General features: G+C 60.6%; 16 protein-coding genes. 4 read left to right on the plus strand and 12 right to left on the minus strand.

From position 1 onward, the window contains the following. Window positions 1-29: 29 nt before the first annotated feature. The 8 genes from EL234_RS07400 to glgX all read right to left on the minus strand — a co-directional run bounded on the left by EL234_RS07400 (window position 30) and on the right by glgX (window position 15385). Window positions 30-998, minus strand: a complete 969-nt coding sequence (locus tag EL234_RS07400) for a methylenetetrahydrofolate reductase (RefSeq protein WP_126416851.1) — start codon at window positions 996-998, stop codon at window positions 30-32. Between the two features lie 343 nt (window positions 999-1341). Beyond that, window positions 1342-3585 (minus strand): 1,4-alpha-glucan branching protein GlgB, encoded by a 2244-nt coding sequence (glgB, locus tag EL234_RS07405; protein WP_126416852.1) that lies wholly within the window; start codon window positions 3583-3585, stop codon window positions 1342-1344. Window positions 3586-3639: 54 nt separating this feature from the next. Then, window positions 3640-4986, minus strand: a complete 1347-nt coding sequence (locus EL234_RS07410) for a phosphotransferase (RefSeq protein WP_126416853.1) — start codon at window positions 4984-4986, stop codon at window positions 3640-3642. Next, window positions 4983-6740: a maltose alpha-D-glucosyltransferase gene (gene treS, locus EL234_RS07415; protein WP_126416854.1), complete on the minus strand. Its 1758-nt coding sequence runs from the start codon at window positions 6738-6740 to the stop codon at window positions 4983-4985. The genes EL234_RS07410 and treS overlap by 4 nt, the downstream gene beginning before the upstream one ends. Then, window positions 6740-9115, minus strand: a complete 2376-nt coding sequence (locus tag EL234_RS07420) for a maltotransferase domain-containing protein (protein ID WP_126416855.1) — start codon at window positions 9113-9115, stop codon at window positions 6740-6742. Before EL234_RS07420 ends, treS begins: the two co-directional genes overlap by 1 nt. 412 nt (window positions 9116-9527) lie before the next feature. Beyond that, window positions 9528-11897, minus strand: a complete 2370-nt coding sequence (locus EL234_RS07425; protein WP_241968975.1) for a glycogen/starch/alpha-glucan phosphorylase — start codon at window positions 11895-11897, stop codon at window positions 9528-9530. A gap of 114 nt (window positions 11898-12011) precedes the next feature. Further along, the gene (gene trpS, locus EL234_RS07430; protein WP_126416857.1) at window positions 12012-13100 is read right to left on the minus strand and encodes a tryptophan--tRNA ligase; all 1089 of its coding nucleotides are present in this window, start codon (window positions 13098-13100) and stop codon (window positions 12012-12014) included. Window positions 13101-13186: 86 nt separating this feature from the next. After that, window positions 13187-15385 carry a glycogen debranching protein GlgX gene (gene glgX, locus EL234_RS07435; protein ID WP_241968977.1) on the minus strand — a complete coding sequence of 733 codons (2199 nt, stop codon included), beginning with the start codon at window positions 15383-15385 and terminating at the stop codon, window positions 13187-13189. A gap of 150 nt (window positions 15386-15535) precedes the next feature. Between glgX and nudC the strand changes: the two genes are divergently transcribed. Then, window positions 15536-16495 (plus strand): NAD(+) diphosphatase, encoded by a 960-nt coding sequence (gene nudC, locus EL234_RS07440; RefSeq protein WP_126416858.1) that lies wholly within the window; start codon window positions 15536-15538, stop codon window positions 16493-16495. Further along, window positions 16496-18505 carry an ATP-dependent DNA helicase UvrD2 gene (locus EL234_RS07445; RefSeq protein ID WP_126416859.1) on the plus strand — a complete coding sequence of 670 codons (2010 nt, stop codon included), beginning with the start codon at window positions 16496-16498 and terminating at the stop codon, window positions 18503-18505. It begins immediately after the preceding gene. Between the two features lie 5 nt (window positions 18506-18510). On the opposite strand, the gene EL234_RS07450 is transcribed toward EL234_RS07445, so the two are convergent. After that, window positions 18511-19542, minus strand: coding sequence for a hypothetical protein (locus tag EL234_RS07450; RefSeq protein ID WP_126416860.1), 1032 nt, complete (start codon window positions 19540-19542; stop codon window positions 18511-18513). A 56-nt stretch (window positions 19543-19598) separates the two neighbouring features. Further along, the gene (locus EL234_RS07455; protein WP_126416861.1) at window positions 19599-21047 is read right to left on the minus strand and encodes a zinc-dependent metalloprotease; all 1449 of its coding nucleotides are present in this window, start codon (window positions 21045-21047) and stop codon (window positions 19599-19601) included. A gap of 138 nt (window positions 21048-21185) precedes the next feature. On the opposite strand from EL234_RS07455, the gene EL234_RS07460 reads away from it, so the two are divergent. Beyond that, window positions 21186-22358, plus strand: coding sequence for a YlbL family protein (locus EL234_RS07460; RefSeq protein WP_126416862.1), 1173 nt, complete (start codon window positions 21186-21188; stop codon window positions 22356-22358). Here the strand turns inward: EL234_RS07460 and EL234_RS07465 are convergent. Next, window positions 22355-22957 (minus strand): PPA1309 family protein, encoded by a 603-nt coding sequence (locus EL234_RS07465; protein WP_241968978.1) that lies wholly within the window; start codon window positions 22955-22957, stop codon window positions 22355-22357. The two genes, EL234_RS07460 and EL234_RS07465, sit on opposite strands and share 4 nt — an antisense overlap. Before the next feature lie 161 nt (window positions 22958-23118). Here EL234_RS07465 and EL234_RS07470 point away from each other — a divergent pair, with 161 nt between their 5' ends. Further along, window positions 23119-26211 (plus strand): UPF0182 family membrane protein, encoded by a 3093-nt coding sequence (locus EL234_RS07470; RefSeq protein ID WP_241968980.1) that lies wholly within the window; start codon window positions 23119-23121, stop codon window positions 26209-26211. Here the strand turns inward: EL234_RS07470 and EL234_RS07475 are convergent. Continuing rightward, window positions 26208-26801, minus strand: coding sequence for a hypothetical protein (locus EL234_RS07475; RefSeq protein WP_126416863.1), 594 nt, complete (start codon window positions 26799-26801; stop codon window positions 26208-26210). The genes EL234_RS07470 and EL234_RS07475 overlap by 4 nt on opposite strands. Window positions 26802-26811 lie beyond the last annotated feature (10 nt).

A 26811-nucleotide genomic window follows, 5' to 3' on the forward strand; every position in this document is an offset into this window, starting at 1 on the left:
TGTGATTTTTCGTAGGTCGTGATGATGGTTTAGGCGCGGTGTTGGCGCGCCACCTTGGCCATAACCGCAAGTGCCGGTTCGGCCCTGTTAAACGTGTACAAGTGAATGCCCGGAGCTCCTTCTGCGAGCACCTCGAGCGCCAGATCGGCGGCGATATCCACGCCCACCGCTTCGGCTTCTTCCGGGGTGTTGGTGTTACCGAGAGCTTCGAGGATCCGCGGGGACGGCGTGACCCCGGTGAGCTCCTGAGTGCGGAGCACGCGGCGCGTTTCCACCGGCGGCAAAATGCCAGGCACGATCGGGATCGTCACGCCAGCTGCACGCGCTTCGGCAACGAAATCTGCGTAGTCACGGGCACACCAAAACAGCTGGGTGATCGCGAAATCGGCACCGGCCAGTTGCTTTTGTAGCAGGCGCGAGATCTCCTGTTCGCGTGTGGTTCCCGATGCCGGGTTTCCGTTGAGGAAAGTAGCAACCGCGATCCGGATAGGAGCGAGCGCGCTTTGCAAGGCGAACGACGACGACGCCGTCGCACGCTTATAATCCACCTCGCGAATCAACTGGATCAAATCGGTGGCACGCTGCAGAGCGTCGTCGGCTGGCGACCAATCCGGCTTGTTTACCGGCGGATCACCGCGCAGCGCGAGGAACGTGCGCACGCCGGAGTCCAGATAATCGGTGACAATCTGGGTGATCTCGTTGATCGACGTACCCACGCAGGTCAGGTGTGCGATCGGGGGAGTGGGAATGTGCCGGGCGAAGATTTCGGTGACCTCGCGCGCCCCACGCCGATCCTGACCGGCCGCCCCGTACGTGACGGAAATAAAATTTGGCCGGGCGTCGACGAGCTTTTTCACCGTCGTCCAAAACTTGGGCGCCGCCGCCGGGTTACGAGGTGGCATGACCTCAAACGACGTGGTGATGTGTGCCGGTAGTTGTGTTGATTCCGGTGCCGGAAGCCAGCCGAAGGCCTCCGGAGATGCTAAATCTGTAGGCATGAATATCCTGAATGTGAATAAAGGCTGAAAATGTGGGCTCGGAGAAACTCGATCTGCGAGGATAACTCCGGCTAAAAAGTGCTACAGGCGGCCGCGCGCCCAACGTGCGCTGCTACCTAGCACACGCACATTCGCGCAACGAAACGGGCAGTCATAACGGACTGGGCGTTTGCGTACACGAAAATATTCATGTGGTTAATCTACAAAATGAACTCGGCTTGGCCAAATTGAGGGACGAATCGTCTCACTGTCTGGAATTTTCGACTGGAATGCACAAGGGGCGGGAGCCCGATATCGAGCCCCCGCCCCCGCGCTAGGTTTACGCGCTTGGGTTTACATCCCCCTATTCGGCGTCTTCAGCGCCAGCTTCGACAGCATCTGCAGCTTCGGCCTCGACAGCCTTCGCCTTTTGCGGAGTGAGGTAGACGACGCCGTAGGGCGGCAACTGGAGGTTAGCCGAGTAAGGCCGGCCGGCCCATTCGATGTCCTCAGTCTCCACGGCACCCAGGTTGCCGACTCCCGAACCGCCGTACTCGACGGCGTCGGTATTGAGAATCTCTTCCCACACGCCCGGAACGGGCAGGCCAACCCGGTAGTCGTTGTGCGGAACTCCAGAGAAGTTACACACGGCAACCACCATGTCTTCGCCGTCCTTGGACTTGCGCAGGTAGGCGAGCACGTTGTGATCAGAATCGTTGACCTCAAGCCATTCGAAGCCGTTGTTCGTGTGGTCGTCAGACCACAGGGCAGGGTAGTCGAGGTAGATCTCGTTGAGGCGCTTGACGCAGCTCATCACGCCGTCGTGACCAGGGTTGTCGGTTAGCCACCAGTCGAGGCTGCGCCCGGAGTTCCACTCGTCGATCTGCGCGAACTCTTGACCCATGAACAGCAACTGCTTACCCGGATGCGACCACTGGTAAGCCAACAGCAAGCGCACGCCCGCCAGCTTCTGCCAGTGATCGCCCGGCATCTTCGAGTACAGCGAGCCCTTGCCGTGAACCACCTCATCGTGTGACAGCGGCAGAATGAACTGCTCGGAGAACGCGTACACAAGCGAGAACGTGAGCTGGCCGTGATGCCACTTGCGGTTGACAGGCTTTTCCTGCATGTAGTGCAGGGTGTCGTTCATCCAGCCCATGTTCCACTTCAGACCGTAGCCGAGACCGCCCTGCTCCGTCATGCCGGTGACCCCGCCCCACGACGTCGACTCTTCAGCAATCATCATGATGCCCGGATGCTTACGGTAAGCAGTGGCGTTGGCCTCTTGGATGAAGGAGATCGCTTCAAGGTTTTCGCGCCCGCCGTACACGTTCGGCTGCCACTGGCCGTCCTCGCGCGAGTAGTCGAGGTAGAGCATGGACGCGACGGCGTCCACCCGGATGCCGTCAATGTGGAACTCTTCGAGCCAGTACAGTGCGTTGGCCACGAGGAAGTTGCGCACTTCGCGGCGGCCAAAGTTGAACACGTACGTGCCCCAATCGGGCTGTTCGCCGCGCATCGGGTTCGGATCTTCGTACAGTGGCGTGCCATCGAATCGGGCGAGAGCCCATTCGTCCTTCGGGAAGTGGGCAGGCACCCAGTCCATGATGACGCCGATGCCGGCCTTGTGCAGTTCGGAGATCAGGTAACGCAGATCGTCCGGATGGCCGAAGCGAGCCGTGGGGGAGTAGTAGGACGTCACCTGGTATCCCCACGACGGGCCAAACGGATGCTCTGCCAGCGGCATGAACTCCACGTGCGTGAAACCAAGATACTTGACATGGCCGATAAGCTGTTCGGCGGCTGAACGGTAATCCAAGCCCTGACGCCACGAGCCGAGGTGTACCTCGTAGATCGAGACCGGACCCTGATGCGGATCGGACTGGGCACGCTTTTCCATCCACTCGGAATCGTCCCATTCGAAGTGCGATTCGGTGATGATGGAGGCCGTTGACGGCGGGGCCTCGGTACGCCGTGCCATCGGATCTGCCTTTTGGTGCCAGGAGCCGTCCTCATACTGGATTTCAAACTTGTACCGCTGGCCATCGTCCGCGCCGGGGATGAACAGTTCCCAAATACCGGAGGCACCCATGGTACGCATGGCAGAGGCGACGCCGTTCCACGAGTTGAAATCACCAATCACCCGCACCACGCGCGCGTTCGGCGCCCACACGGAAAAGCTCGTGCCACGCACGGTACCCATGGGCGTGTCGTATTCACGGATGTGTGCGCCGAGGACTTTCCACAGCTCTTCGTGGCGGCCCTCAGAAAACAGGTAGCGATCCACTTCGCCGATGGTGGGAAGGAAGCGATAGCCGTCATCCGTGGTGGCTTCAAAATCGCCGTACTTCGCGCGCACCCGGTACGTGGGGATTTCCCCGCCGTCAAGGGCAACTACCCAGATGCCGTTCCATTCGTGGGCGGCAGGGTATTCGCCGTCTTCGGTCACGATCGTCACCTCATCGGCGAGCTGACGGCTCACTCGAATCGTGACGTTCTCACCATTGGTGTGCGGCCCGAGCACATCATGAGGCGAATGGTGTACTCCGTTGGACACGGCATCAAGAATCTCGTGGTCGATCATCATCGGTTCAGGCTGTGCGGTCATGTCACATTCCTTCTAGCTTGGCACTGGCAAGTATTAGTCACATTCTACGCTGGTTTATGTTTTCGAGCGGCTAATGAGCCGAAGAACTCCAAGTATCGGGATCTCCACCCAATCAGGGCGCGCTGCTACCTCGTATGACACCTCGTACAGCGCCTTATCGAGCACGAGCGCGTCCAGCAAAACCTGTTCATCAGCGCTCAGTTCGCCGTACCCGGTAAGGAAGGCATGTTGTGCTCGCGAGGCCCAGTCCGCCAGCAGCTGTTCGTCACCACCCGCGAGGAGTGCTGAACCGCCCGCGTAATCGAAGGAGCGCAGCATGCCGGCCACGTCGCGCAGGGCAAGATCAGGAGCGGTGCGCTGAGCGAGCGGCCGGAGGGGTTCACCTTCGAAGTCGAGTGCCACCCAACCGCGATCGGGTACGCGCAATACTTGGCCGAGGTGATAGTCGCCGTGAATACGCTGCAACGCCGGCCATTCGACGTCGCGTGCTTTGGCGAACACTGCCCTGATCGCGTCGCGATGTTCAGCTAACTGAGGGGCGTCTGCGATGGCTTGCTCGGCACGTGCGTGCCACTGAGAAATCAGCTCATTGCGCTGCGTTTCATTCGGACGTTGCGTATCGAAGGAACCGGCGAGCTCCCGATGAATCTGTGCAGTCAACGCTCCAAGCTGGGTGATGTCGTCGCCGACGGCGAAGTCTGCGTTGCTCAACCGGCCGGTGACCACTTGCCAGGCATCGAGCGCGCCCGCTAAAAACTCCTGTGCCACGAGCACGTCCGCTTCCATGCCCTGCCACGCGCCACGCACAGATCCGTACTGTCGCGGCACGGCCGCAGAGCCGACGGCGTCAAGTGCCTGCTGCAATTCGACGTCGGGATTAACCCCATTGGAGAGCACTCGGAAAAGTTTCAAGATCAAACCTTGCGAACCAGTGGAATCCGGCTCGGCGAATGAGTAGATGACCGACGTGTTCGACTGTTCCGAGGTGAGCCGATGCGAGCTCGCTATCGCCGGTAGATCCCGGCGCAACGGGCGGGCTTCGAGGCGAAGCGCGCCGGACGTGTCGGTGCGCCCGCTCATGAGTAGGTCAAGGAGCGCACGCTGGCCGTCGGGATCGTCCGTCGCGTCCCAAATCCGGACGTCATCGATAGCGCCGATGGGCCCAGGCGACGACGCCGCCCCGCCAGCCCTTCGGAAAGTCAGCGGCACGCTCAGGGGTAGCTCGCCGCTACGAACCAGGAACAGCACGGTAGTCACATGATCAGTCACCGCAATCGGACTTGCGTGTACGAACCGGAGCTCCGCATCGGGATCGCCCGTGAACCAGCGCGCCTGAGTAATCCAGTCGCCGGTTGCCTGCGCCAAGCGGGCAGGTGAGGTAGTCCATCCGTGCATCGTCATGACGCCGGAGCCTCAATACCCTCCACGGGCGCTGGTTCCTGTGTGCCCGGGCGGATGAGCTCCAACCAGAAGAAATCACGCGAACCGAGCGTCATCGGATAGGTGCCATCACGGGCAACCTGCGGGAAGCCGGCGCCGCCGAACACGTCCTTGACCTGCCAGCCAGCAAATTCCGGAATCGAAATCTCCGCGGCTCGCGGAGTGTTCGCCAGATTCATGACGCACAGCATCGCCTGCTCCTCGTTAACCCGAGTGAACGAGAGCACGGCCTCGTTGTTCGCTTCACGCAGTTCAAACTCGCCATTGCCGAGTACCGGATACTGCCGGCGAACCGACAGGATTCCGCGCATCCAATGCAGCAGCGACGACGGCTGGGCCAGCTGCGCCTCGACGTTAATCGCCTGATAGTGGTAGACGAGCGACTGAATGACAGGCAGATAGAGTTTGCCCGGGTCCGCCGTCGAAAAACCCGCGTTCCTATCCGGCGTCCACTGCATCGGAGTGCGCACCGAATCGCGATCCGGCAACCAAATGTTATCGCCCATGCCCAGCTCGTCGCCGTAGTAGAGGCACGGCGAACCTGGCAACGACAGCAAGAGCGCGTTCGCCAGTTCGATTTCGGCACGCGAATTACCGAGCAGCGGAGCAAGACGACGGCGGATGCCCACGTTGGCGCGCATCCGCGGGTCTTCCGCATACCAGCCATACATTTTCGCGCGTTCCTCTGTGGAAACCATTTCGAGAGTCAGCTCGTCATGATTACGCAGGAACGTGCCCCACTGGGTGCCCGCCGGGATGTCCGGCGTCGCACGCAAAATATCGCGGATCGCCGTCGCACGCTGGTCGCGCAGCGCATAGAAAATCCGCGGCATCACGGGGAAATGGAAACACATGTGGCACTCCGGTTCTTCCTCGGTGCCAAAATATTCCACGACGTCTTCTGGCCACTGATTAGCCTCAGCGAGCATGATCTTGCCGGGGAATTCCTCGTCCAGCATCGCACGCATCTCTGCCAAGAAACCGTGCGTGCGCGGCAGGTTTTCACAGTTCGTGCCCTCCTCCTCAAACAGGTAGGGCACCGCGTCCAGGCGGAAGCCGTCAATGCCGAGGCGCGCCCAAAAACGCACCACGTCCTTCACCGCTTCACGCACCTTCGGATTCTCATAGTTGAGATCCGGCTGGTGAGAGAAGAACCTGTGCCAGAAATACTGGCGGCGCACCGGATCAAACGTCCAGTTCGACGCCTCGGTATCAATGAAGATAATGCGGGCGTCCGCGTACTCCGTGTCCGTATCGCGCCACACGTAGAAATCCCCGAACGGCCCGTCCGGATTCGACCTCGACGACTGGAACCACGGATGCTGATCCGACGTGTGGTTAACGACGAGGTCGATAATGATCCGGATGCCACGCGCGTGCGCTTCCTCGATCAGCTCCTCGAAATCCTCCATCGTGCCGTACTCCGGCGAAATCGCCGTAAAGTTCGACACGTCGTATCCGCCGTCGCGCATCGGCGACGGATAGAACGGCGGAATCCACAGGCAATCGATTCCCAGCCACTGCAGGTAGTCGAGGTGGTCGATCAGGCCGCGGAGATCACCTTGGCCCGAACCGGTGGAATCACCGAAAGCGCGGAGCAAAACTTCGTAGAACACCGCGGTCCGGAACCAATCAGGGTCATTGCTCAAACCCGGGCGATGACCCTGATCGGTAGCCGTAGCCGGCTGCGGTAACGCGTGCGGAGATTGGGGCACTACAGAACCTTTACAGACAGGATATGGGCAACCTGACCCTGCGGATCCAAGCTCACGTACGGGCGGTCATTCCAGTAGAACGTGGACCCGGACAGCTCGTCATGAACTTCGATGGCCGGCGAACCGTCCCACGTGGGCGAGGTGCCGAACACAGACAGATCCAGGTTGATCGTGGCCGCGTGCGTCTCGTACGGGTTCAGGTTGAGGACGACGATAACCATATCAACAGATCCGTCCGGTGACTCTTCAGGCTTGGTGACCTTCGAGAAGCACAGGATGTTGTCATTATTCGTGGGGTTGATCGTCACGTTACGCAGACGCCGCAACGCCAGATGCTTGCCGCGAATCTCATTCAGCTTGCCAAGCAGATCGGCGATACCCAGCGCGTCACCGGCCGAGTAGTCGCGGTTCTTGTACTGGTACTTTTCGTTGTCAATCTGCTCTTCGGCACCCGGGCGGGCAACATTTTCAACCAGCTCGTAGCCGTTGTAAATACCCCACGTGGGCGAACCGGTAGCTGCGAGGATCGCACGGATCGCAAACGCTGGCACTCCGCCGCGCTGCATGTACGGCGTGAGGATATCGTGTGTGGTCGGCCAGAACGCCGGGCGCACGCGCGCATCCGACTCGTGGGCGAGCTCCACCAAGTACTCTTCGATTTCCTTCTTCTCGTTACGCCACGCGAAGTAGTTGTACGACTGATGGAAACCAATTGCACCGAGAGTCTGCAACATCGGGGGCTTCGTGAACGCTTCCGACAGGAAGATGACGTCCGGATGGTTCTTACGGAAGTAGGCGAGCAGGCGATGCCAGAACGGCAACGTCTTCGTGTGCGGGTTATCGATACGGAACGCAGTCACCCCGTGCGAGACCCACACCTCGAGCACACGCTTGATCTCCTGATAGATCCCTTCTGGATCGTTATCGAAGTTCAGCGGGTAGATGTCCTCATACTTCTTCGGCGGGTTCTCCGCGAACGCGATCGTGCCATCGGCGCGCGTGGTGAACCACTCCGGATGATCCTTCACCCACGGGTGATCCGGCGAGGCCTGCAGCGCGATGTCGAGTGCGACCTCCATGCCGAGCTCCTTGGCACGCGCCACGAACTTATCGAAATCATCGAACGTGCCCAGATCAGGATGAATCGAATCGTGGCCGCCGTCCTTCGAACCGATAGCGTACGGCGAGCCCGGATCCTCCGGCTTAGCATTGAGCGTGTTGTTACGACCCTTGCGGTTCGTTTCACCAATGGGGTGGATGGGCGTCAGATAGATGACGTCGAAGCCCATCCCGGCAATACGATCCAGATCCTTCGCGGCCGTCTCGAACGTGCCAGAAACCCACTTCTTCTTCTCGTTGTCATAGTAGGAGCCCACGGTCCGCGGGAAGATTTCGTACCACGAACCAACGAGCGCGCGCTCCCTGTCGACCGCCAGCGGGTAACGCGCAGATTCCGTTACTGAATCGCGTACCGGATACTTGGCGAGTGCCGCCTTGACGTCGTCGGAGGTGGCCGCAGCAAAGCGGATACCCTTTGCTACCCGCTTGCGCTGCATGACCTGCACGGCGTCGTCGAGCACATCCCACTCGTCGGAGTCCTTGGGCATCGCTTCCATCGCGCGGCGGAAAAGCCTTTCGCCTTCGAGGAAGACGAGTTCAACGTCGACGTCCGCATTCAACTTCAGTTCTGAATCGTGGTACCACGTGGCCATCGGATCCGACCACGAACGCACGAAGAACGACCAGTCGCCAGGCTTGGTTGGAGTGAGCCAGCCCTTGTAAATATTCAGGCCGGGATGAGTATCGTGCATAATCGCTTCTTGCACTTCGTTACCATCCGGATCAACGAGAACGGCGGCCGCACCAAACTTGTCGTGCCCTTCCCGGAACACGGTTGCGGTCACGGGGAAGGCTTCGTTCTCGGTGCCCTTGGCCGGCCACGCGCCATTTTCGATAACGGGCTGGACGTTCACGATCGGAATCCGGCCAACCGGCGCGAACGGAGCAACCTGAGGGCTAGCCACCGGATCCGTGAATCCCGGGGGAGTGGTAGCCGACGGCGCTGTGGACTTGGCGGTTGCGCGCTTGGTTGTTGTGCGCTTCGTGGTGGTGGTCTTAGCAGTGGTCGTCTTAGCTGCCGTGGTCTTGGTTGCCGCGGTCTTCGCGGGTGCTTTAGCTGCGGCTGTCTTCGCCGTGCTTGCCTTAGCGGTAGCGGTGGTCTTAGCTGCCGCGGTCTTCGCCGTCGTCGTCTTCGAAGCGGCGGTCTTTGCCGTTGTGGCTTTAGCGGCGGTGGTCTTGGCCGTGGCCGTCTTAGCAGCAGTCGTCTTAGCAGTGGTGGTCTTGGGCGCCGACTTTGGCGCGGGCTTGTCAGTCATTGAAGCTGCCTTTCCTACTCGTGGGGGAAGCGGACGCTGCCGACTTTTGGCGTGGCCATGCGGGCTCTGCGCCAAGTGCGCCGGGGAGGAACAGCGTTTATTGTCACGTCTTCGATCTTAATGGATAGCAATGCTATTTTTGCTGACTTCACCCACCACGAAATGACCTGCCGGACGGCACGCCTCTCAGAATTGCTATATAAGCAGTTTTGGGGAGGTTGGAGGCCCTCGAGTCCGGCAGAATTGCTATATAAGCAGAAACGGGGAACCTCGGCCAGCGCAAGACCTCGGCCAGGCGTGAGACCTCGGCCGAAATAAAAGCAGGCTCCTTCCCACGGGCGTCCATAAGAGCCCACGGGAAAGAGCCTGCTCGCCAGCTTAACGAGGCTGGCATGAGACCTGTTAGATCTTCTTAGATCTTCTGCGGTTCGATCTTCCACACCTCACGCGCGTAGTCGCGGATCGTGCGGTCGGAAGAGAAACGGCCAGACTCGGTGATGTTCTTCCACACCATCGCAGCCCAGTGGCGGCGATCGGCGTAGTAGTCCTTCGCCATCCTGTCGCGGGTCTCGCGGTAGGAGGCGAAATCGCCGAGCACATAGTACTCGTCGGCCCCGCCCCAGTCGCCGGTCATGAGCGAATGGTGCAGGTCGTGGAAGAGCCCGGTGCCGCCGTCGTCGAGTGTGCCATCCACAAGCGCGTCGACAACCCGCTGAAGGCCAGGCGTTTCGGCCGCAGTACGGCGCGGATCGTACGTCTTGCGCAACTCGGGAAGCTCGTCTTCCTCGGCGCCGAAAATGTAGGCGTTGTCGTGTCCAACCGAATCAACGATCTCCACGTTCGCGCCGTCCATCGTGCCAAGCGTCAGAGCACCGTTCATCATGAACTTCATGTTGCCCGTACCCGACGCTTCCTTGCCGGCCGTAGAGATCTGCTCGGACACATCCGTTGCCGGAATGATGTGCTCGGCAGGAGAGACGTTGTAGTTCTCCACGAACACGACCTTGAGGCGGCCGGCCACATCGGCGTCGTCGTTCACCAGATCACCAATCGTGTTGATGAGCTTGATGATCGCCTTCGCACGCACGTAGCCAGGAGCGGCCTTCGCACCGAAGATGAACACACGCGGCGGAACCTCAATCGACGGATCTTCCTTGATCTGGAAGTACAGATCAAGAATGTAGAACGCGTTGAGCAGCTGGCGCTTGTACTCGTGCAGGCGCTTGATCTGGGTGTCGAAAATAGCGTTCGGATCGATCTCGATACCCTGACGGTTCTTGATCCACTTCGCGAAATCCACCTTGTTGGCATGCTTGATCTCGTTGACGCGGTCAAGCACGGCAGGATCAGAACCGTAGTGGCCGAGCTCCTTGAGCTTGTCCAGATCGCGCACCCACTCATCCGAACCCATGAGTTCGGTCAGCAGTGCGGACAGGCGCGGGTTGCACTGGTGCAGCCAGCGGCGCGGAGTCACACCATTCGTCTTGTTATTAAACTTTTCTGGCCAGAGCTTGTACCAGTCATTGAGCGTGTCAGCCTTGAGGATCTCCGTGTGGAGAGCGGCGACGCCGTTGATCGAGTAGGAGGCGTAGCAGGCAATCCACGCCATGTGAACGCGGTTGCCAGAGACAGGTGCGAGGTAGTTGATCTTGTCCTCGCTCAGACCCTTCTCGGCCATCTCTTCACGGAAGCGACGGTCGATCTCACGCACGATCTCGAGGATACGCGGGAAGAGACGCTCGAAAATTGCGATCTCCCAGGTCTCCAGCGCTTCAGCCAAAACCGTGTGGTTCGTGTACGCGAACGTGCCTTGGACGATCTTCCAGGCTTCATCCCAACCGAAATCGTGCTCGTCGAGCAGGATGCGCATGAGCTCCGGGATCGCGAGCACCGGGTGGGTGTCGTTGAGCTGGATCGAATTGTTCTTCGCGAAATCCTTGAGCGAACCACGCTGAGCGATTTCGTTGGCCACGATCTGCTGCAGCGACGCCGAGACGAAGAAGTACTGCTGGCGCACGCGCAAAATCTTGCCCTCGAAGGACGAATCGTTCGGGTAGAGCACGCGCGAAATGTCGTTGACGCGCTCCCGCTCCACGATGGCGCCGGTGAAGTTCTGCGAGTTGAACTCGTTGTAATCGAAGTCCTCCATCGGCTCGGCCTTCCACAGGCGCAGCGTACCGACGTTGTCGGTGCCATAGCCGGTGATCGGCATGTCGTAGGGGATCGCGCGAACCTTCAGATCGGCGTAATTGATGAGCACCTGTTCTTCTTCACGGCGGATGACGAACGGGTAGCCCTCTTCCATCCACGGATCCGGCTTTTCGCCCTGGAAACCGTTGTCGAAGTACTGCTTGAACAGACCGTAACGGTAGAGGATACCGTAGCCGCGAACCGGCAGATCCTGAGTTGCAGATGAATCAAGGAAGCACGCTGCAAGCCGGCCGAGGCCGCCGTTGCCGAGTGCCGCATCGCTTTCCGCTTCGAGAACGTCAGACAGTTCCTGACCGTACGTGGCGAGCGCTGCCTTTGTTTCCTCAATCTTGCCCAGGTTGTTCAGGTTGTTGAGAAGGGCCCGGCCCATGAGGAATTCAGCAGAGAAGTAATGCTGCATGCGGGAAGCGTTGTAGCGCTCCTCGGTTTTCTGCCAGTTTTCCGCGATCGCGTCGACGACGGCAGAAGCGGTTCCCTGCCAGTACTCCATAAGAGTGGCAGAGCGCGCGTTCTTACCAGAGACCGAGCGAACTTGGCCCCCGATTGCTTGTTCAATATCGAAGTGAGTCAATGAAACCCCTTTTGCTGATACGTGAGATCTCACGTCGGACATCTTTTAGGATATCTGGATAAAGACCGGTTCCAAATTAGGAATAGTCTGATGTAAGGAAGTCGTCACGTTTTATTAATAAACCATTCCAAGTGCGGCGTGGACCTGCGCAAGCGTCTGGCTAGCCTGCTCGCGTGCTCGTTCGTTTCCGCGCGTGAGAATCTGGGTGAGGTAGCCCTTGTCGGCGGCAAGCTCGGCGCGGCGCTCGCGGATGGGTGCGAGGTGTTCGTTGAGAGCTTCGGTGACGACGGCCTTGAGGGTGCCGCCTCCGCCGTCGCCGATCTCCGTGGCGATTTCGTGTGGGTCGCGCCCGGACGCAAGGCCCGCCATGAGGAGCAGGTTGGACACTTCGGGGCGGTTAACCGGATCGTAGGTGATGTGCCGGTCAGAATCCGTGACGGCCTTCTTGATGAGTTTGGCGGTCTCATCAGCGCTCATGCCGAGCTCGATCGTGTTGCCCTTTGACTTGCTCATCTTGGTGCCATCCAGCCCGAGCACGTTCTCTGCTTCAGACAGCAGGGCTTGCGGGCGCGGGAAAACCCGTTCGTCGCCGTCGTGCCCATAGCGCGTTTCGAAACGATCAGCGATCACGCGGGTTTGCTCCAGGTGGGGAAGCTGATCCTTACCCACGGGAACCACGTTCGCCTTGCAGAACAGGATGTCTGCCGCCTGGTGGACCGGGTAGGTGAGCAGCAGCCCGGACATCGGGCGGTCACCCGTGGCGTCCAGCTCGGCCTTGACGGTGGGGTTGCGGCGCAGTTCGGCGTCGGAAACGAGCGACAGGAACGGCAGCAACAGTTCGTTAAGTTCAGGCACTTGCGAGTGCGCGAAGATCGTGGTCTCCTCCGGGTCCATGCCGATCGCCAGGTAGTCGGTGAGGAGTGAGTAGACGCGCTCGGCGAGCGGCCCGGTGTCGTCACGATCGGTGATGACCTGATAGTCCGCAATCAGCAGCCACGTTTCCACGCCGCGCCGCTGGATATCCACCCAGTTACGCAGGGCTCCAAAATAGTGGCCGATGTGGAGGTTACCCGTGGGGCGCGCGCCGGTGAGCACGCGAAACTCCGACGGATCCTTGTCAATCGCCGCGTCAATCTTCGCACTGATTTGGCGTGCGTGTTCGAGCGAGGCGTCCGTGATGTCCAGTTGTGCGGTATCGTTCATACCCCCATGTTACGGGTGATTGACGACGCCGGAAAATCGGTTCACGCTGGGCGTCCGGCCTGCTTGGGAGCCGGGTGGCGGCGTCGTTATCGCGGATTAGCGAAGAACAACGTGAACGACAGCGGGTCGACGCGAGTGACGGCTCGCGGCGCGTAGACTTCCGCGTCGCGGCGAGGGCGCTCCCACGTGGAACACCATTCGAGCCGGAAAGGATTGCCGCGCCCTTCCGGCAACGTGATGACGCGGGATTCGGGGTTGCCGTTGATGACGATGAGCGCGTCGGCGTCCTGGCCAAATCCGGAGCGGAGGGTCTGCAAAAGCCGCACATTCGGATCGAACCACTTGTGGTCCGGGAATGATTCGCCAGTGTTGTCGAGCCATGCCATGTCGAGGATCGAATCCCCGGGCGCTACGGCTCCCATGTAGAAATTCTTGGGCCGGAACACGCGGTGATCGCGGCGCAGGCGCAGCAGGTAGGAGACCGTGTCGCGCATGTTTTCTTGATGCTCATCCAAGTCCCAGTCCAGCCACGAGATCTCGTTGTTTTGGCAGTAGGCGTTGTTGTTGCCGTGCTGGGTTTTCATGATCTCGTCGCCCGCCGCGATCATTGGCGTGCCACCGGAAAAGATGAGGGAAGCGAACAGGTTGCGCATGGTCGTGCGCCGGGCACGCAAAATATTGGGATCGTCCGTGGGGCCTTCCACGCCGTGATTCCACGAACGGTTGTTATCCGTGCCATCCCGGTTGTCCTCGCCGTTAGCCTCGTTGTGCTTGTGGTTGTAAGCGGTGAGGTCGTGCATGGTGAAGCCGTCGTGGGCGGTAATGAAGTTGATCGAGGCATACACGCCCCGCCCGCCGGGCGTGCGCCCGTGGCCGAACAGATCGGCAGAACCTGCGAGCCGGGTAGCCAGATCACGCCGATCCCCACCTTGGCCGCCGCTGAAAATGGAGGCCGGTTCGGTGATCCAAAAGCTACGTAGCGTGTCGCGAAAACCATCGTTCCAATCCGCGGTTGGCGGCGGGAACTGGCCGGTGCGCCAGCCGCCGTGGCCCATGTCCCACGGCTCGTTAATGAGCTTCACGCGCGAGAGCACCGGATCGGTGGCCATCGCCACGTAGAGCGGGTGCTGGTGGTTGAACGAATCACCCTGGCGGGCAAGCGTGACGGCAAGGTCGAAACGGAAGCCGTCTACGCCGATCTGCTCCACCCAGTAGCGCAGCGAATCGAGCGTGAGTTGGATGACGGGCAGGCGCCGGAAATCCAGCGAGTTGCCCGTGCCCGTCGAGTCGATGAGCTGGCCGGGGCGGGCCGACGAGTGCCGGTAATACATCGAGTTGTCCAGCCCGCGGAAGGACACGGTGGGCCCGTCCGAACCGGCTTCGCACGTGTGGTTGTACACGACGTCGAGGATCACTTCGAGCCCGGCATCGTGCAGCAGTTTGACCATGCCCTTGACTTCGGCGATCACCGCCTGCGGGCCGGCGTCGATACTGGACTGCATCGCATAGGAGGGTTCGGGGGCGAAGAAGTTGAGCGTGGAGTATCCCCAATAGTTTTCTTTGCCCTGTTTGGTGAGGAAAGGTTCGCTCATCTTTGCGTGGATCGGTAGCAGTTCGATCGCCGTGATACCGAGCGATTTGAGGTAGTCGATCGTGACGGGATGAGCGACGCCGGCATACGTGCCGCGCAGCTCGTCTGGAATCCCGGGTAGCTGTTTCGTCAGGCCGATCACGTGTGCTTCGTAGATGACCGTTTTGTCCCAGGGAGTATAGGGATGGTGGTCGACGACGCCGGGTTCGTCCACGATCACACCGAGCGCGGCGACGTCGGCAGAATCCCGATCGTCGGGGCTGTAGCCGGGTTCGGGGTTGAGGTGCTCGTCTACGGAGTGCGAAAAGAGTGCGGGGTGCAGGATCGGTTCGCGGGTGATCGCGCGGGCGTAGGGATCAAGGAGGATTTTCGCGGGGTTGTGCCGCAGCCCGCTATCGGGATCCCACCGCCCGTGTACCCGGTATCCGTAGGCTTGCCCGGCGCGAATGCCGGGGATATGGCCGGTCCACACGCCGTGGGCGGCCTTGGCCAAACTGTAGCGACGCTCCGACGCATACGGACCAAAGCCGTCAAAAAAGCAGATTTCCACCGCGGTTGCGTGCGAGGCGAAAACGGCGACGTCGACCCCTTGCTGCGTGAGGTGGGCGCCGAGCCGATACGGGCTGGCCAGCGGCAGGCTCGGCTCGGGTTCGCGAGCCGTGTAACGAGATACTGGAGCGTTGTGGATATTCACGCGTTCTATTCTGGCAGGTTATTTAGTTTTTCGGTAAAGATGGCGGGAGATAACCCGTGATCAGGGGCGTTTTTCACGTTAGTTAGCAGGATGTGAACAAGTAGGGAGAGTGTCGGAGGGCGTGGGTAGTGTGGAGCAGGAGGAGAAGCTATGCATGGAAAGTTAACGGCAGCGAGCACCGTGTTTGATCGCGACGCCGCCACTCGGCTCAATCCGTATGAGGCGTTGGCCGATCCGGCAGGCCGCTATCTGCTGGTGAGCGGCGATTCGGTGGCGGTGCGCGGCAAGGTGTTGGACCTGTGGACGCGCGAGCAGGCGGCCGCGCTCGGTGATGTCGGCCCGGTTTATTTGGGCAAGATCGGTAAGGTCCCACACTTTGCGATCGACGTGGCGCCGTTGATTGTGGACGACGAATGGTCGAAGCAACTGGCAGCGGTGACTTTCGAAGGGTTTTACGGCGTAGGGGCACTCCTGCCGGCCGAGCAGGCCAGTTTGGCGATGGCGGCGATCGCGCTGTTGAACTGGCAGGCGCGCGCCAAATTCTGCCCCACGTGCGGCACGCCCACCCAGCTGGAGGCCTCCGGGTGGCAGCAGCGCTGCGCGAATAACCACATGGTGTTTCCGCGCATGGATCCGGCGGTTATCATGGCGATTCACGATGGGCACGGGCGCATTCTGCTTGGCCGCAACAGGGCATGGCCGGAGGGCCGGTTCTCCACGCTTGCCGGATTCGTCGAAGCGGGCGAAACGGTGGAGGATGCGGTGCGCCGCGAAGTGTTCGAAGAGGTGCAGATTCGGGTGGGGCGCCTGCGCTATTTCGCGTCGCAACCCTGGCCGTTCCCGCGCTCGCTCATGTTCGGTTTCCACGGCTGGCTAGCAAACGAGAGCCAGCAGATTCAGGTGGACGGCGTAGAAGTTGTTGACGCCCGCTGGTTTACTCGCGACGCCGTACACGCGATTTTCACCGAAAACCCGCAGCGTCTGCCAAGCCCGGCCTCGATTGCTCACGCGCTGATCACGGATTGGTATGGCGGCCCGCTGAGCGAACCGCCGGTAGCTGGCAACAGCGAGCTGCCGGTGGCTGGCCAGCACGTTGGTGGGCAGGCATAAATGACTGACAACTTTGACGACGCCGACGCCCTGCTCGAACATCTCGACGCCCGCCAACGGGAAGTGGCCGAAAACGTCCACGGCCCCATGGCCGTCCTCGCCGGTGCCGGCACGGGCAAGACGCGGGCGATCACCTACCGCATCGCCTACGCCATACGCTCCGGCGCACATGATCCGCGCAACATCCTCGCCGTCACGTTCACTGCGAAGGCGGCAAGCGAGATGCGCTCGCGGTTACGTGACCTGGGCGTGGGTAACGTGCAGGCGCGCACGTTCCACTCCGCCGCGCTCAGCCAGTTGCGGTACTTTTGGCCGAACGCGATCGGCGGATACGTGCCGGAGATTCGCGAGTCGAAAATGCCGCTCGTGTCCCAGGCTGCGGCCAGTTTGGGAATGGACGTGGACCGGGTGACTGTACGCGATCTGGCCTCGGAGATTGAATGGTCGAAAGTTTCGCTTATCGCGCCGGATGATTATGTTGAGCGTGCCGAAGCAGTCAATAGGGCGCTGATCGGCGAGTATCCCCACGCTCAAATTGCGAACCTGATCAAGGCGTATGAAGAGGTGAAAACAGAACGGGCCGTCATCGATTTTGAGGACGTCATCCTCATCCTCATTGGCATCATGGTGGACCGGCCGGATATTGCGAAGCGGATCCGTGAACAGTACCGGCATTTCGTCGTCGACGAATATCAGGACGTCTCGCCCATGCAACACCGGCTTTTACAGCTGTGGCTGGGTGATCGACGAGATTTGTGCGTGGTGGGAGACGTCTCACAGACGATCTACTCGTTTACCGGGGCGTCCGCCGGATATTTGGAGAATTTCACGAAGGAGTTCCCGCGGGCTCGCACGGTCAAGTTGAATCGCGACTATCGTTCCACCCCTCAGATTGTTGAGCTAGCGAACCAGATGATTGAGCCGATCCGCTCGCCGGCGTCGGTAGAGCTGGTCTCGGCAATGAAATCGGGCAGGCCGGTTGAGTACACGGAATATACCGACGACGCCGATGAAGCGGCCAACATCGCCGGCAAGATTCTCTCATTGCGCGAGGCCGGGGTACCGCTGTCGGAGATCGGGGTGCTCTACCGGATTAACGCCCAGTCGCTCGAGTTTGAAACGGCCCTTGCGCAGGCGGGGATACCTTTTGAGGTCAAAGGTTCGCAGCGATTTTTTGAGCGCAAGGAAGTGCGTGAAGCAATGGTGGCTTTGCGTGCGGTGGCACGCGGCCCGCAGCGTGACGACCTGCCCGTCATGGTAGAAGACACGCTGCGCACGCTCGGCTGGCGTCCGGAAGCTCCGCAGGCTGGCGCCGCGAAGGAGCGCTGGGAGGCACAGCGGGCGATCTTGAACCTTGCAGAAGAAAAGTGGCAGGCCCGGCAGGCCACGCTGCCCGAGTTTGTGGCAGAACTGGAAGAGCGCGCAGAATCGGGCAACGATCCGGTGACCAACGCCGTCACCCTCTCGTCCCTACACGGAGCAAAGGGCTTAGAATGGACGGCCGTGTTTTTAGCGGGAATGAGCGAAGGGCTCATGCCGATCTCGCATGCGAAAACGAGCGAGCAGATAGCTGAAGAACGCCGGCTACTCTACGTGGGTGTCACCCGGGCACGCGAGGAACTGTTCATTTCCTACGCCACGGGCAACACCGGTAGAGCGAATCGTAAGCTCAGCCGGTTTGTGGAACCGCATTGGCCGCAACCCGTCTCGCGCAGTACCCGGGCGCGCAGGCGCTCGAAGGATGCGAAAGAAAACTGGGCGAAAGAAAACCCGGCGGACGTGCCCCTGTTCGAAGAACTACGCGCCTGGCGCCTTGAGATGACCAGGCGTACGGGCCGGCCGGCGCACACCATTTTACACGACGTCACGCTACGTGAAATCGCCGAAACCAAGCCACGCGACTTGGCAGAACTTGGCCGAGTGCGCGGGATTGGCACCCGTAAACTCACCGACTACGGGCTTGACATCCTCGACATCGTCAACGGCAAACCACTCGGCTCTGGCAAGTAGCCACGCTAGGTGGTGTGCACGGGCTGCGCCGCTGGCTTTGGAGCAGGCTTGGTTACAGGTGCTGGTTCGGGCGTAGGTTCTGGGCGCAGATCGGGCGCGGGAGTTAACGTGCATCCACAGTCGGGATGCGGAGCTAGCACGAGCTGTTCGGGCGGGCTGGGGGATGGGCCGATCCGCCACATGTCTGGTACTGCACCCGTGTCGAAGGCCTCGGTAATATCGCGTACTGCCAGTGAGATCGCCATCATCGCCGATGAGTTGTCCGGCATGAGCGGAGGCGCAGAACATGCTTGCTGGATGATTGTGCGCCAGTTCGGGTCGAACGTTTCCCGGTGGAGCATGAGGCAGTTCCCGCACGGGGTTTCGTGAGGGATCGTCATGGGCCCAGCGTAAATGTCCACCTCTTCTACCCACGCTTGGTAGACGGGCACGTCGTCGGCAACGTACTGGCCCACGAGCACCGGGTCGGTAGCGTAAGTGCCGGTTACCACGACGAGGTCTGGAACGGTGGAACGACGCCGCCCGGTCGCCACACGCGGGTGGGCGTGGCGTAGCAAGGTTTTCAGGGCACCTTCACGCCCGTAGCCAACGCCGAGCCGGCGCATATCCGGATGATCATAGAAGGTGATCGGGGCGTCGTCGTCAGTGGTAATTTTCCCGATTCCGCAGCGTGCCAAACCGATGGCGATACCCGCACCCAGATAATCTGCGCGTTCGATGTGGACGTGCCTACCTTCTCGGTCTGGAGCCTGCCCGTAAATACGCTTGTGTGCGATCGCGTCGGGAGCGGGGGAGGGATCCATGTCGAGTACTCCGGCCCGTTCCAACATGGCCAGCACGGAACGAAGCCTGCGCGGGGCAACGCCAGCCGCTTTAGCACGTGCAGTGATCTCCGCTTCTGTTTGCGGGCGGGTCAAAGAATCAATGAGCCGAAGCTCGGCGACGTCGAGCCCGGCCAAACTCACTCCCACACGCGGATCGATTCCCACTTGGGCGCTGCGCGGCGCCGTCCAAAACACCCCAGTTTTCAGTTGCATACACCGAGGCTAACGACGCCGTGGCAGGCGGCGCCGGGGTTGTGCACGGCTGTGGATTACTCTGCTTGCGGTGAGCCTGAATCGCTAGGCTTATCTGGATCCTTGCCCGTCTCGAAAGGCTCCTCGTGAGGAGCACCAGACTGTTCGGCGTCGTTAAACAAATCTTCAAGGAATGAATCGAGTTCAGCTTCGATGTCCTCCTGAGAGTCAGAGAAGAACGACTCCGGGTCATCCAACGCCTCCGCCGTCGGTAGCAGGTCCGGATGTGACCACAGCGCATCCCGCCCGGCAATCCCTTTCTCCTTCTCAGCGAGCTCCCAAAAAGCGGACGCTTCACGCTGGCGGCGAGCAACCAGCTCGATACCCAGCTGTTCCTCCCACACCGACTTCGCCGGATTATCCGTGGCGTAGCGGCGGGTGAACAACTCGCGCATCGGCACAGCCGCCGGCAGATGGGGAAGTACCGCCTTCGCAGACACCTCAGACACCCAGCCCTCAATAAGCGAAAGCAGATGTTGGAGGCGCTCCACGGCATCTTGCTGGTCCTGGCCCAGCTCGAGCACGAAAATATTCGACATGTCGATCTGCGGCATCGCCTGCGGATCGGACATCGGGTCGATCGCCATGCCGCGCACCTGCTCCTCAATCGACTCCATGTTGATCTCGATCCCCGAGGCGATCTCAGCGATGGTATCCAGCACTCGCGGGCGCAACCATGGCACGCGCCCATATAGGCGGGTAGCGGCACATTCGCGAACCGCCACGTACAGCAGCACCTCTTCTTGCGGCACGTTCAAGCCCTCCGCGAAGTCTGCGATGTTTGCGGGCACCAGGATCGACGACGAACCCTCCAGTAGCGGCACGCCGGTATCCGTAGAACCGAAAGATTTCACTGCGAGCTCGGCCAGTGCCCCTCCATACTGCATGCCCAGCACGGCGGCGATCATCGTGGTCAGCATCTTGTTTGGATCACCGAGCATTTGCGCCATCTGTGGCGGCATGTGATCCATGTGCGACGACAGCACTTCGCTAAACGCGCGCGACACGTTCGCACCAATCGGGTCAAGCAACTTACGGAACGTGCCCAGCGAGTGTGCAATCCAATCCAGGCGGCTGAGCGCAAGATTCGGGCCGGTAGCCGGAGCAAAATCAGTGGCGGCATCCAGCCACAAGGAGGCCGTCCGCATCGCGGTACGTGCCCGATCCGCTTTCGCCGCGGTGAGGCGATCCAAACTGCCGTGGCTCACCGTGTCACGTGCCACGCGCTCGGCAAGCTGCCAATTCACCGGGCCCTCACCCGACGAGCCAAGAAAATGACGAATCTGGTTCGTCACCATCGCCATGTTCCCAGGATTGAGCATCTGCGCCATTGCCTGCGGGTCATGCCCCTCGGCCTTCATGCGTTCAATGATCTGTTCGGCCTGTTCAGAGCCTAGGATCGCGCGCAGCATCTCCTCCCAGTTACCGCCGGGAGCGCCCTGCCCGCTATGATCACTGTTGCTCATACAATTTCCTCCTTGGTGTGTACCCAAGATTAGTTGGCAACGCGCGAGATAACAATGAGGATAGGTGCGCCAGGCGTGAACGCCGAAGCGCAAGAAACGTTCGATCAAGAGCAACATACGAGCAAGGGGAGGGGACACATGGCGCTGTTGGGGAACTGGCGCTCGCGGCCACAGCGCGTGCGGCACACCGGGTGGCGGCGACCCTCGCGCACGGCGGTCGCTTTTAGTTTGTATGCGCTTTTTGCGCTTGTAGGTATTGCCCTTCCGACGTCGTATATCGTGCAAAGCCCCGGCCCCGTGCTTGATGTGACGAAAGACATCGACGGCAAGCAAGTGCTCGCCGTCACTGGAACCGACACGCACGAGTCGGACACGAGCCTGTTGATGACCACCGTGACCGCCACAGGCAATGCCGACCACGGCGTGCCCGGAGTGATCGCCGCGGGTTCCCTGCTGACTCGCGAGCTGCAGCTCGTGCCCGTGCGCGCGCTGTATCCGGAAGAGGTGAGCTCGGCGGACGTGAAGGAACGCAACCTTGCCCTGATGGACTTTTCGCAAGATACGGCCGCCGCAGTAGCTTTTGATAAAGCCGGTATGGACGTGCAGATGACCCTCACGGTTGCCGGGATTCCGGAAGATTCGCCAGCTTCCGGGGTTCTTGAAGAAGGCGACGAGCTGGTGGCAATTTCTTCTCCTGCAGTGGACTCTGGAAAAGTGGTACCTATCGGCACGTTTATTGATCTTGCCTACGTTTTGGACGTGACCCCCGCCGGAACCGACGTCAAGCTGACCGTGTTGCGTGCCGGCGCCGAACACACCGCAGTCATCACCACGCGCGCCCACGAGCCTGACCGCACCGGGTGGGTTCACCCCGGCTCAATGATTGGGGCTGCTGTTGGGGTCTCCGACGTCGAACTACCTGCGGACGTGAGTTACGTCGTCGACGGAATTGGCGGACCGTCCGCCGGTGGCATGTTCACGCTAGCGATTTACGACGCCGTCACCCCGGGATCACTCGGAGGTTCGGCAACCATTGCGGGAACGGGCGCGATCTCCTGGGATGGTGACATCCTGCCCATCGGCGGGATTCGCCACAAGATCAATGGCGCCCGCCAAGCCGGTGCCACTGACTTTCTCGCCCCGGCGGTCAACTGCCCGGAAACCGAGGGCTTCGCGCCAGACGGGCTGAACTTGTGGGCCGTGCGCACGATCGACGAAGCGATCAGCGCCGTCGACGCTATCGGGGCGGGGGATACTTCCCAGCTCGTGCCATGTTCGGCTATCCAGCTCGTCGAAGGCGAAGGCGACTAGACGCCGTCGGGAATCTCCTCATCCGAATCAAAACCGAGCCGCAAGCCCTCAACGATACCGGGCACAAGGTTGCGACCAGACAGCACCTTGAGTGGATCGTCAAAGTTGCGCATCCGCACCGCACACCACGATTCGCCGGTGCGCAACACGGACGCCACGATGCGCACATCCTGCCGATCCGGATGAGTAGCAAGAACCTTTTCCGCTTCCTCGGGATCCTTCGGCAATGCGGTTTCTGCACCCGGAGGCAACACGATGCGCTCAACTGAGAGTGCCGCGCCGTCGACGTCGGCGGGCCACACGATCGACGTCACCAACTGCTCGATAGTCTCAACCGGCGGCAAACCCTCCTGCTCGATCGAAAACAGCGTGGTGGGATCGTTAATCGCACCAGCCTGCACATCAGCCGGAAGCTCATCAGCCAACGCCGGATGGCGTTCGAGCGCATCCTTCGCGCGGGCCAGCGCAAACAGCCGCATCGGAGCATCCCACCCGCCAGTGGCAACATGGCGCTCGATCTCCAACGTGGACTTCTCGAGCGCCCTCAACATGGGCGTCTTCTCATCTGCCGGCGTCGAACCGGAATCATGGTCAGTCACGCAGTCATTGTCACACACCACGCCGAGCCGGGCGCGAATAACCACTCTTTAAGTGAACTACATGGCAATCGGGTGCCAGTTTGTTATACGGTTTTGTCAGTTGTCACCGTCGATCACGGCACAAGTCGCCCCATAGAGCTGGGTGTGAGGAGAGGTTTAATTTGACCGATCAAACGACCACCACCGGACGCCCCGAATCTGAGCGCTCACTGCTCGGTGGAGCATTCCTGCCCACCTTGCTCGTGCTCGGACTTTTGGTGTTCGGCATCGTTGTTTTTGCTAATTTCTGGACCGAACTCAAGTGGTTTGAACAGATCGGAGCCGTGCGAGTCTTTTGGACTCAATACGGGGCCTCAATCGCCCTGGGCACAATCGGCTTCCTGATCGTGGCCGGCGTCGTCGCCTTAAACCTGCGGATCGCGCTCGGCAAAGTGAAGCCGAAGGATCCGGGTAACGTCATCAATCTGGATTCTCAGACCACCGACTACCGCAACACTCTGCTGTCCAAGAAGTGGTTGACATACGGGGTGGTTCCCGCCGTCGTCGGTCTCCTGTTTGGAACCAGCCTGTCTGGCAGCTGGCGGACGTTCCTGCTGTGGTTCAACGGCTCGTCGTTCGGTACTGCCGATCCGGAATATGGCCTCGACGTGTCGTTCTACGTATTCGCACTGCCCGCGATCCACGCGATTATGGGCTTCCTACTATCCCTACTCGTGCTCTCGTTGCTCGCCGCGGGCGTTGCCTACTGGATGACAGGCGACATGGGCTTTGACCAGCGTGGCTTCAAGGTGTCGAAGAAGGCGCAACGCCACTTCGGTATTTTGCTGGCGCTGGGCGCGTTGATCGTGGCGATCAACCACTGGCTCTCGCGCTACGATCTGCTCCTTGGTAATCAGCAGCGCTTCTCCGGTGCGAGCTACACGGACATCAACGCGTCCAAGCCTGGGCTGACGATCCTCGCGATCGTCATCGCTATTGTTGCGATCCTGTTCATCGTGGCGGCCGTGCGGCAAATGTGGAAGCCCGCGCTTGTCGGTATCGCAGCAACGGTGGCCACCGCGCTCGTGGTCAGCTGGCTCTACCCGGCGCTCATGCAGAACTTTAAGGTCAACCCGAACGCGGCCGAACTGGAATCCACCTACATCCAGCGCAACATTGATGCCACGCGCGTGGCCTACGACATGGCCGACGTGAAGACGATGCAGTACGAAGCACGCACCGACGTCGAACCCGGGCAGCTGCGCAAGGATTCGGAGACCGCCGCACAGATTCGTCTGCTTGATCCGAACATTGTGGATCCGTCATTCAACCAGTTGCAGCAAAACAGGCAGTACTACCAGTTCCTCGAGCCGCTTACGGTGGACCGCTACGAGATCGACGGGCAGACCCGCGACACGGTGATTGCCGTGCGCGAACTCAACCTCGACGGCTTGGATGCGGAACGCCGCTCGTGGGTGAACGACCACACGGTCTACACGCACGGCTTCGGCGTCGCTGCTGCCTACGGAAACACGATGACAGACCGTGGCGATCCGAAGTTCTGGGAAGCCGGCATCCCGTCGGTCGGCGAGATCGGCGAGTATGAACCGCGCGTCTACTTCGGCCAGCAGAGCCCGAACTATTCGATTGTGGGCGCGCCCGAAGGCTCGGATCCGTGGGAGCTTGACTACCCGGACGATGCCGCTCCCAACGGCCAGGTGATGAACACCTATACGGGTAACGGAGGGCCGTCGGTGGGTAACGTGTTCTCGCGGTTGATGTTCGCGATCCGCATGGGATCGACCGAACTGTTCTTCTCCGACCGGGTGACCAGCGAATCGCAGATCCTCTTCGATCGTGATCCGCACCAGCGCGTGCGCAAGGTGGCTCCCTACCTGACGTTGGATACGAAGGCCGTGCCGGCCGCCGTCGACATGGACGGCGATCCGAACACGCCCAAGCAGCTCGTGTGGATTATTGACGCCTACACGACGTCGAACAACTACCCGTACTCGGCGCGCGAAACGCTGTCTGAGGCGACCACGGATTCGACGACGATGGGTGCCACCGGCATGAACCGGCCCGAGCAAATCAACTACATTCGTAACTCGGTCAAGGCGATCGTTAACGCGTATGACGGCTCGGTGACCCTCTACCAGTGGGATGCTGACGATCCGATTATTAACGCGTGGAAGTCGATCTTCCCCGGCCAGATCACGCCGCTGGAAGAGATGCCTGGCGATCTCATCGCACACGTGCGCTACCCGGAGGATCTGTTCAAGGTACAGCGCACACTGCTGGCCCGCTACCATGTGACGGACGCGAAGTCCTTCTACTCGGGCGGTGACTTCTGGCAGGTTCCATTGGAGCCCACGATGCCGGCAGGGCCGACGACGCCGAAGCAGCCGCCGTACTACCTGACGCTCAAGATGCCAGGTGAGACGGAGACGAACTTCTCGCTGACGACGTCGTACATCCCCGGCGGTACTACGAACCGTAACGTGATGACCGGCTTCTTGGCCGCCTCCGGTGACGCCGGGAATGAGGACGGCGTGAAAGCTGAATCGTACGGCAGGCTCAACCTGCTCGAACTCCCGCGTGATCTGACGGTTCCGGGCCCGGGCCAGGCTGAGAATACGATGCTGACGAACCCGAAGGTGTCGACCGACCTGAACCTGCTGCGCCAGGGTGGTACCGAGATCATGGAAGGCAACCTGCTCTCGTTACCGATCGGTGACGGCCTGTTGTATGTGCAGCCGATCTACGTGCAAGCCACGTCGGGTACGCGTTACCCGACACTGCAGTACGTGCTCACGCTGTTCGGTGACAATGTTGGATTCGCGCCGACTCTCGACGAATCGCTTGACCAAGTGTTCGGCGGTGACTCCGGTGTGTCTGCTGGCGACGCCGAAGTGGTCGGTGAAAAGGAAGCTCCGGTTGAAGGCGGCACTGTAGATCCGAATCTTGCCGATCCGGAAGCCGCTCCCGACGGTGGTGCGACTCCTGGTGCTCCGCCGACGGACGCGCCGACTACGGAAGCGCCTGCGCCGGATGAGCCGACGTCGTCGCCTGCCACTCCGCCGGTTCCGCCCGCTGCGGGCAGCCCGCAGGAGCGTTTGGACACTGCTCTGCAGGATGCGAAGGCGGCAATCGAGCGCTCGGATGCTGCGATGAAGTCTGGCGACTGGGCCGAGTACGGCAAGGCGCAAGACGCGCTGTCTGATGCGATTGATCGGGCGGTTGCTGCGCGGCAGGAGATCGACTCGACCACCTAAATGGTGAAAGAGTCAATCGCCGTGCCATAGATGGTTAGTGATCGTCCGTCGGAGGTGTCGAGTGTGCGCTGTGTAGCTTCTTTAGACAAGCGCACAGTTGCCAAGGGGTTAATCGTGCTCCACTGATTCGCCCATATTCGAAGCTTCCAAAGATTGAAACTTCCGGCTTCGACGGAGGAGTCATCATCGCGCTGAAAAACTGCAACGATGGAAAGATCGCTTCGCTTGCTGTGCCACGTCGCAGTCTCGCCGTCGTGTCCTACGCGTAACAGGGAGTGAAAGAAGGTAACGAGGCTTTGGTGATCGTCGTCGGATAAATCGACTGGAACGGACCGCCGTGACCCCGTTCTTAAAGTCACGTGCGAACGCGAAATCTCGATGGCTTCCCCAATCGTGGCTCGTGCAGCTAAACGCGCTGCACCAAGCTGGACCGAGTCTCGTCGACCAGCGAAGACCTCGTTGAGTGCGTCCACAAAGGCGCGAAACTCAGCAGCCGTTGCACAAACGACGTAGTGGTGACTTATGGCATCCGACCAGAAATCCTGCTCGACCTCGAAAAGAACCTTGTCTTCCGTGTCATGCCTCCACACACTGAATGTG

This window comes from Trueperella bialowiezensis (genome assembly GCF_900637955.1).
Classification (GTDB): domain Bacteria; phylum Actinomycetota; class Actinomycetes; order Actinomycetales; family Actinomycetaceae; genus Trueperella; species Trueperella bialowiezensis.

Bases quoted from the DNA above. Each gene is read 5' to 3' on its own strand.
- EL234_RS07400 (WP_126416851.1), bottom strand. From the start codon at position 998: ATGCCTACAGATTTAGCATCTCCGGAGGCCTTCGGCTGGCTTCCGGCA.
- glgB (WP_126416852.1), bottom strand. From the start codon at position 3,585: ATGACCGCACAGCCTGAACCGATGATGATCGACCACGAGATTCTTGAT.
- EL234_RS07410 (WP_126416853.1), bottom strand. From the start codon at position 4,986: ATGACGATGCACGGATGGACTACCTCACCTGCCCGCTTGGCGCAGGCA.
- EL234_RS07420 (WP_126416855.1), bottom strand. From the start codon at position 9,115: ATGACTGACAAGCCCGCGCCAAAGTCGGCGCCCAAGACCACCACTGCT.
- trpS (WP_126416857.1), bottom strand. From the start codon at position 13,100: ATGAACGATACCGCACAACTGGACATCACGGACGCCTCGCTCGAACAC.
- nudC (WP_126416858.1), top strand. From the start codon at position 15,536: ATGCATGGAAAGTTAACGGCAGCGAGCACCGTGTTTGATCGCGACGCC.
- EL234_RS07445 (WP_126416859.1), top strand. From the start codon at position 16,496: ATGACTGACAACTTTGACGACGCCGACGCCCTGCTCGAACATCTCGAC.
- EL234_RS07450 (WP_126416860.1), bottom strand. From the start codon at position 19,542: ATGCAACTGAAAACTGGGGTGTTTTGGACGGCGCCGCGCAGCGCCCAA.
- EL234_RS07455 (WP_126416861.1), bottom strand. From the start codon at position 21,047: ATGAGCAACAGTGATCATAGCGGGCAGGGCGCTCCCGGCGGTAACTGG.
- EL234_RS07460 (WP_126416862.1), top strand. From the start codon at position 21,186: ATGGCGCTGTTGGGGAACTGGCGCTCGCGGCCACAGCGCGTGCGGCAC.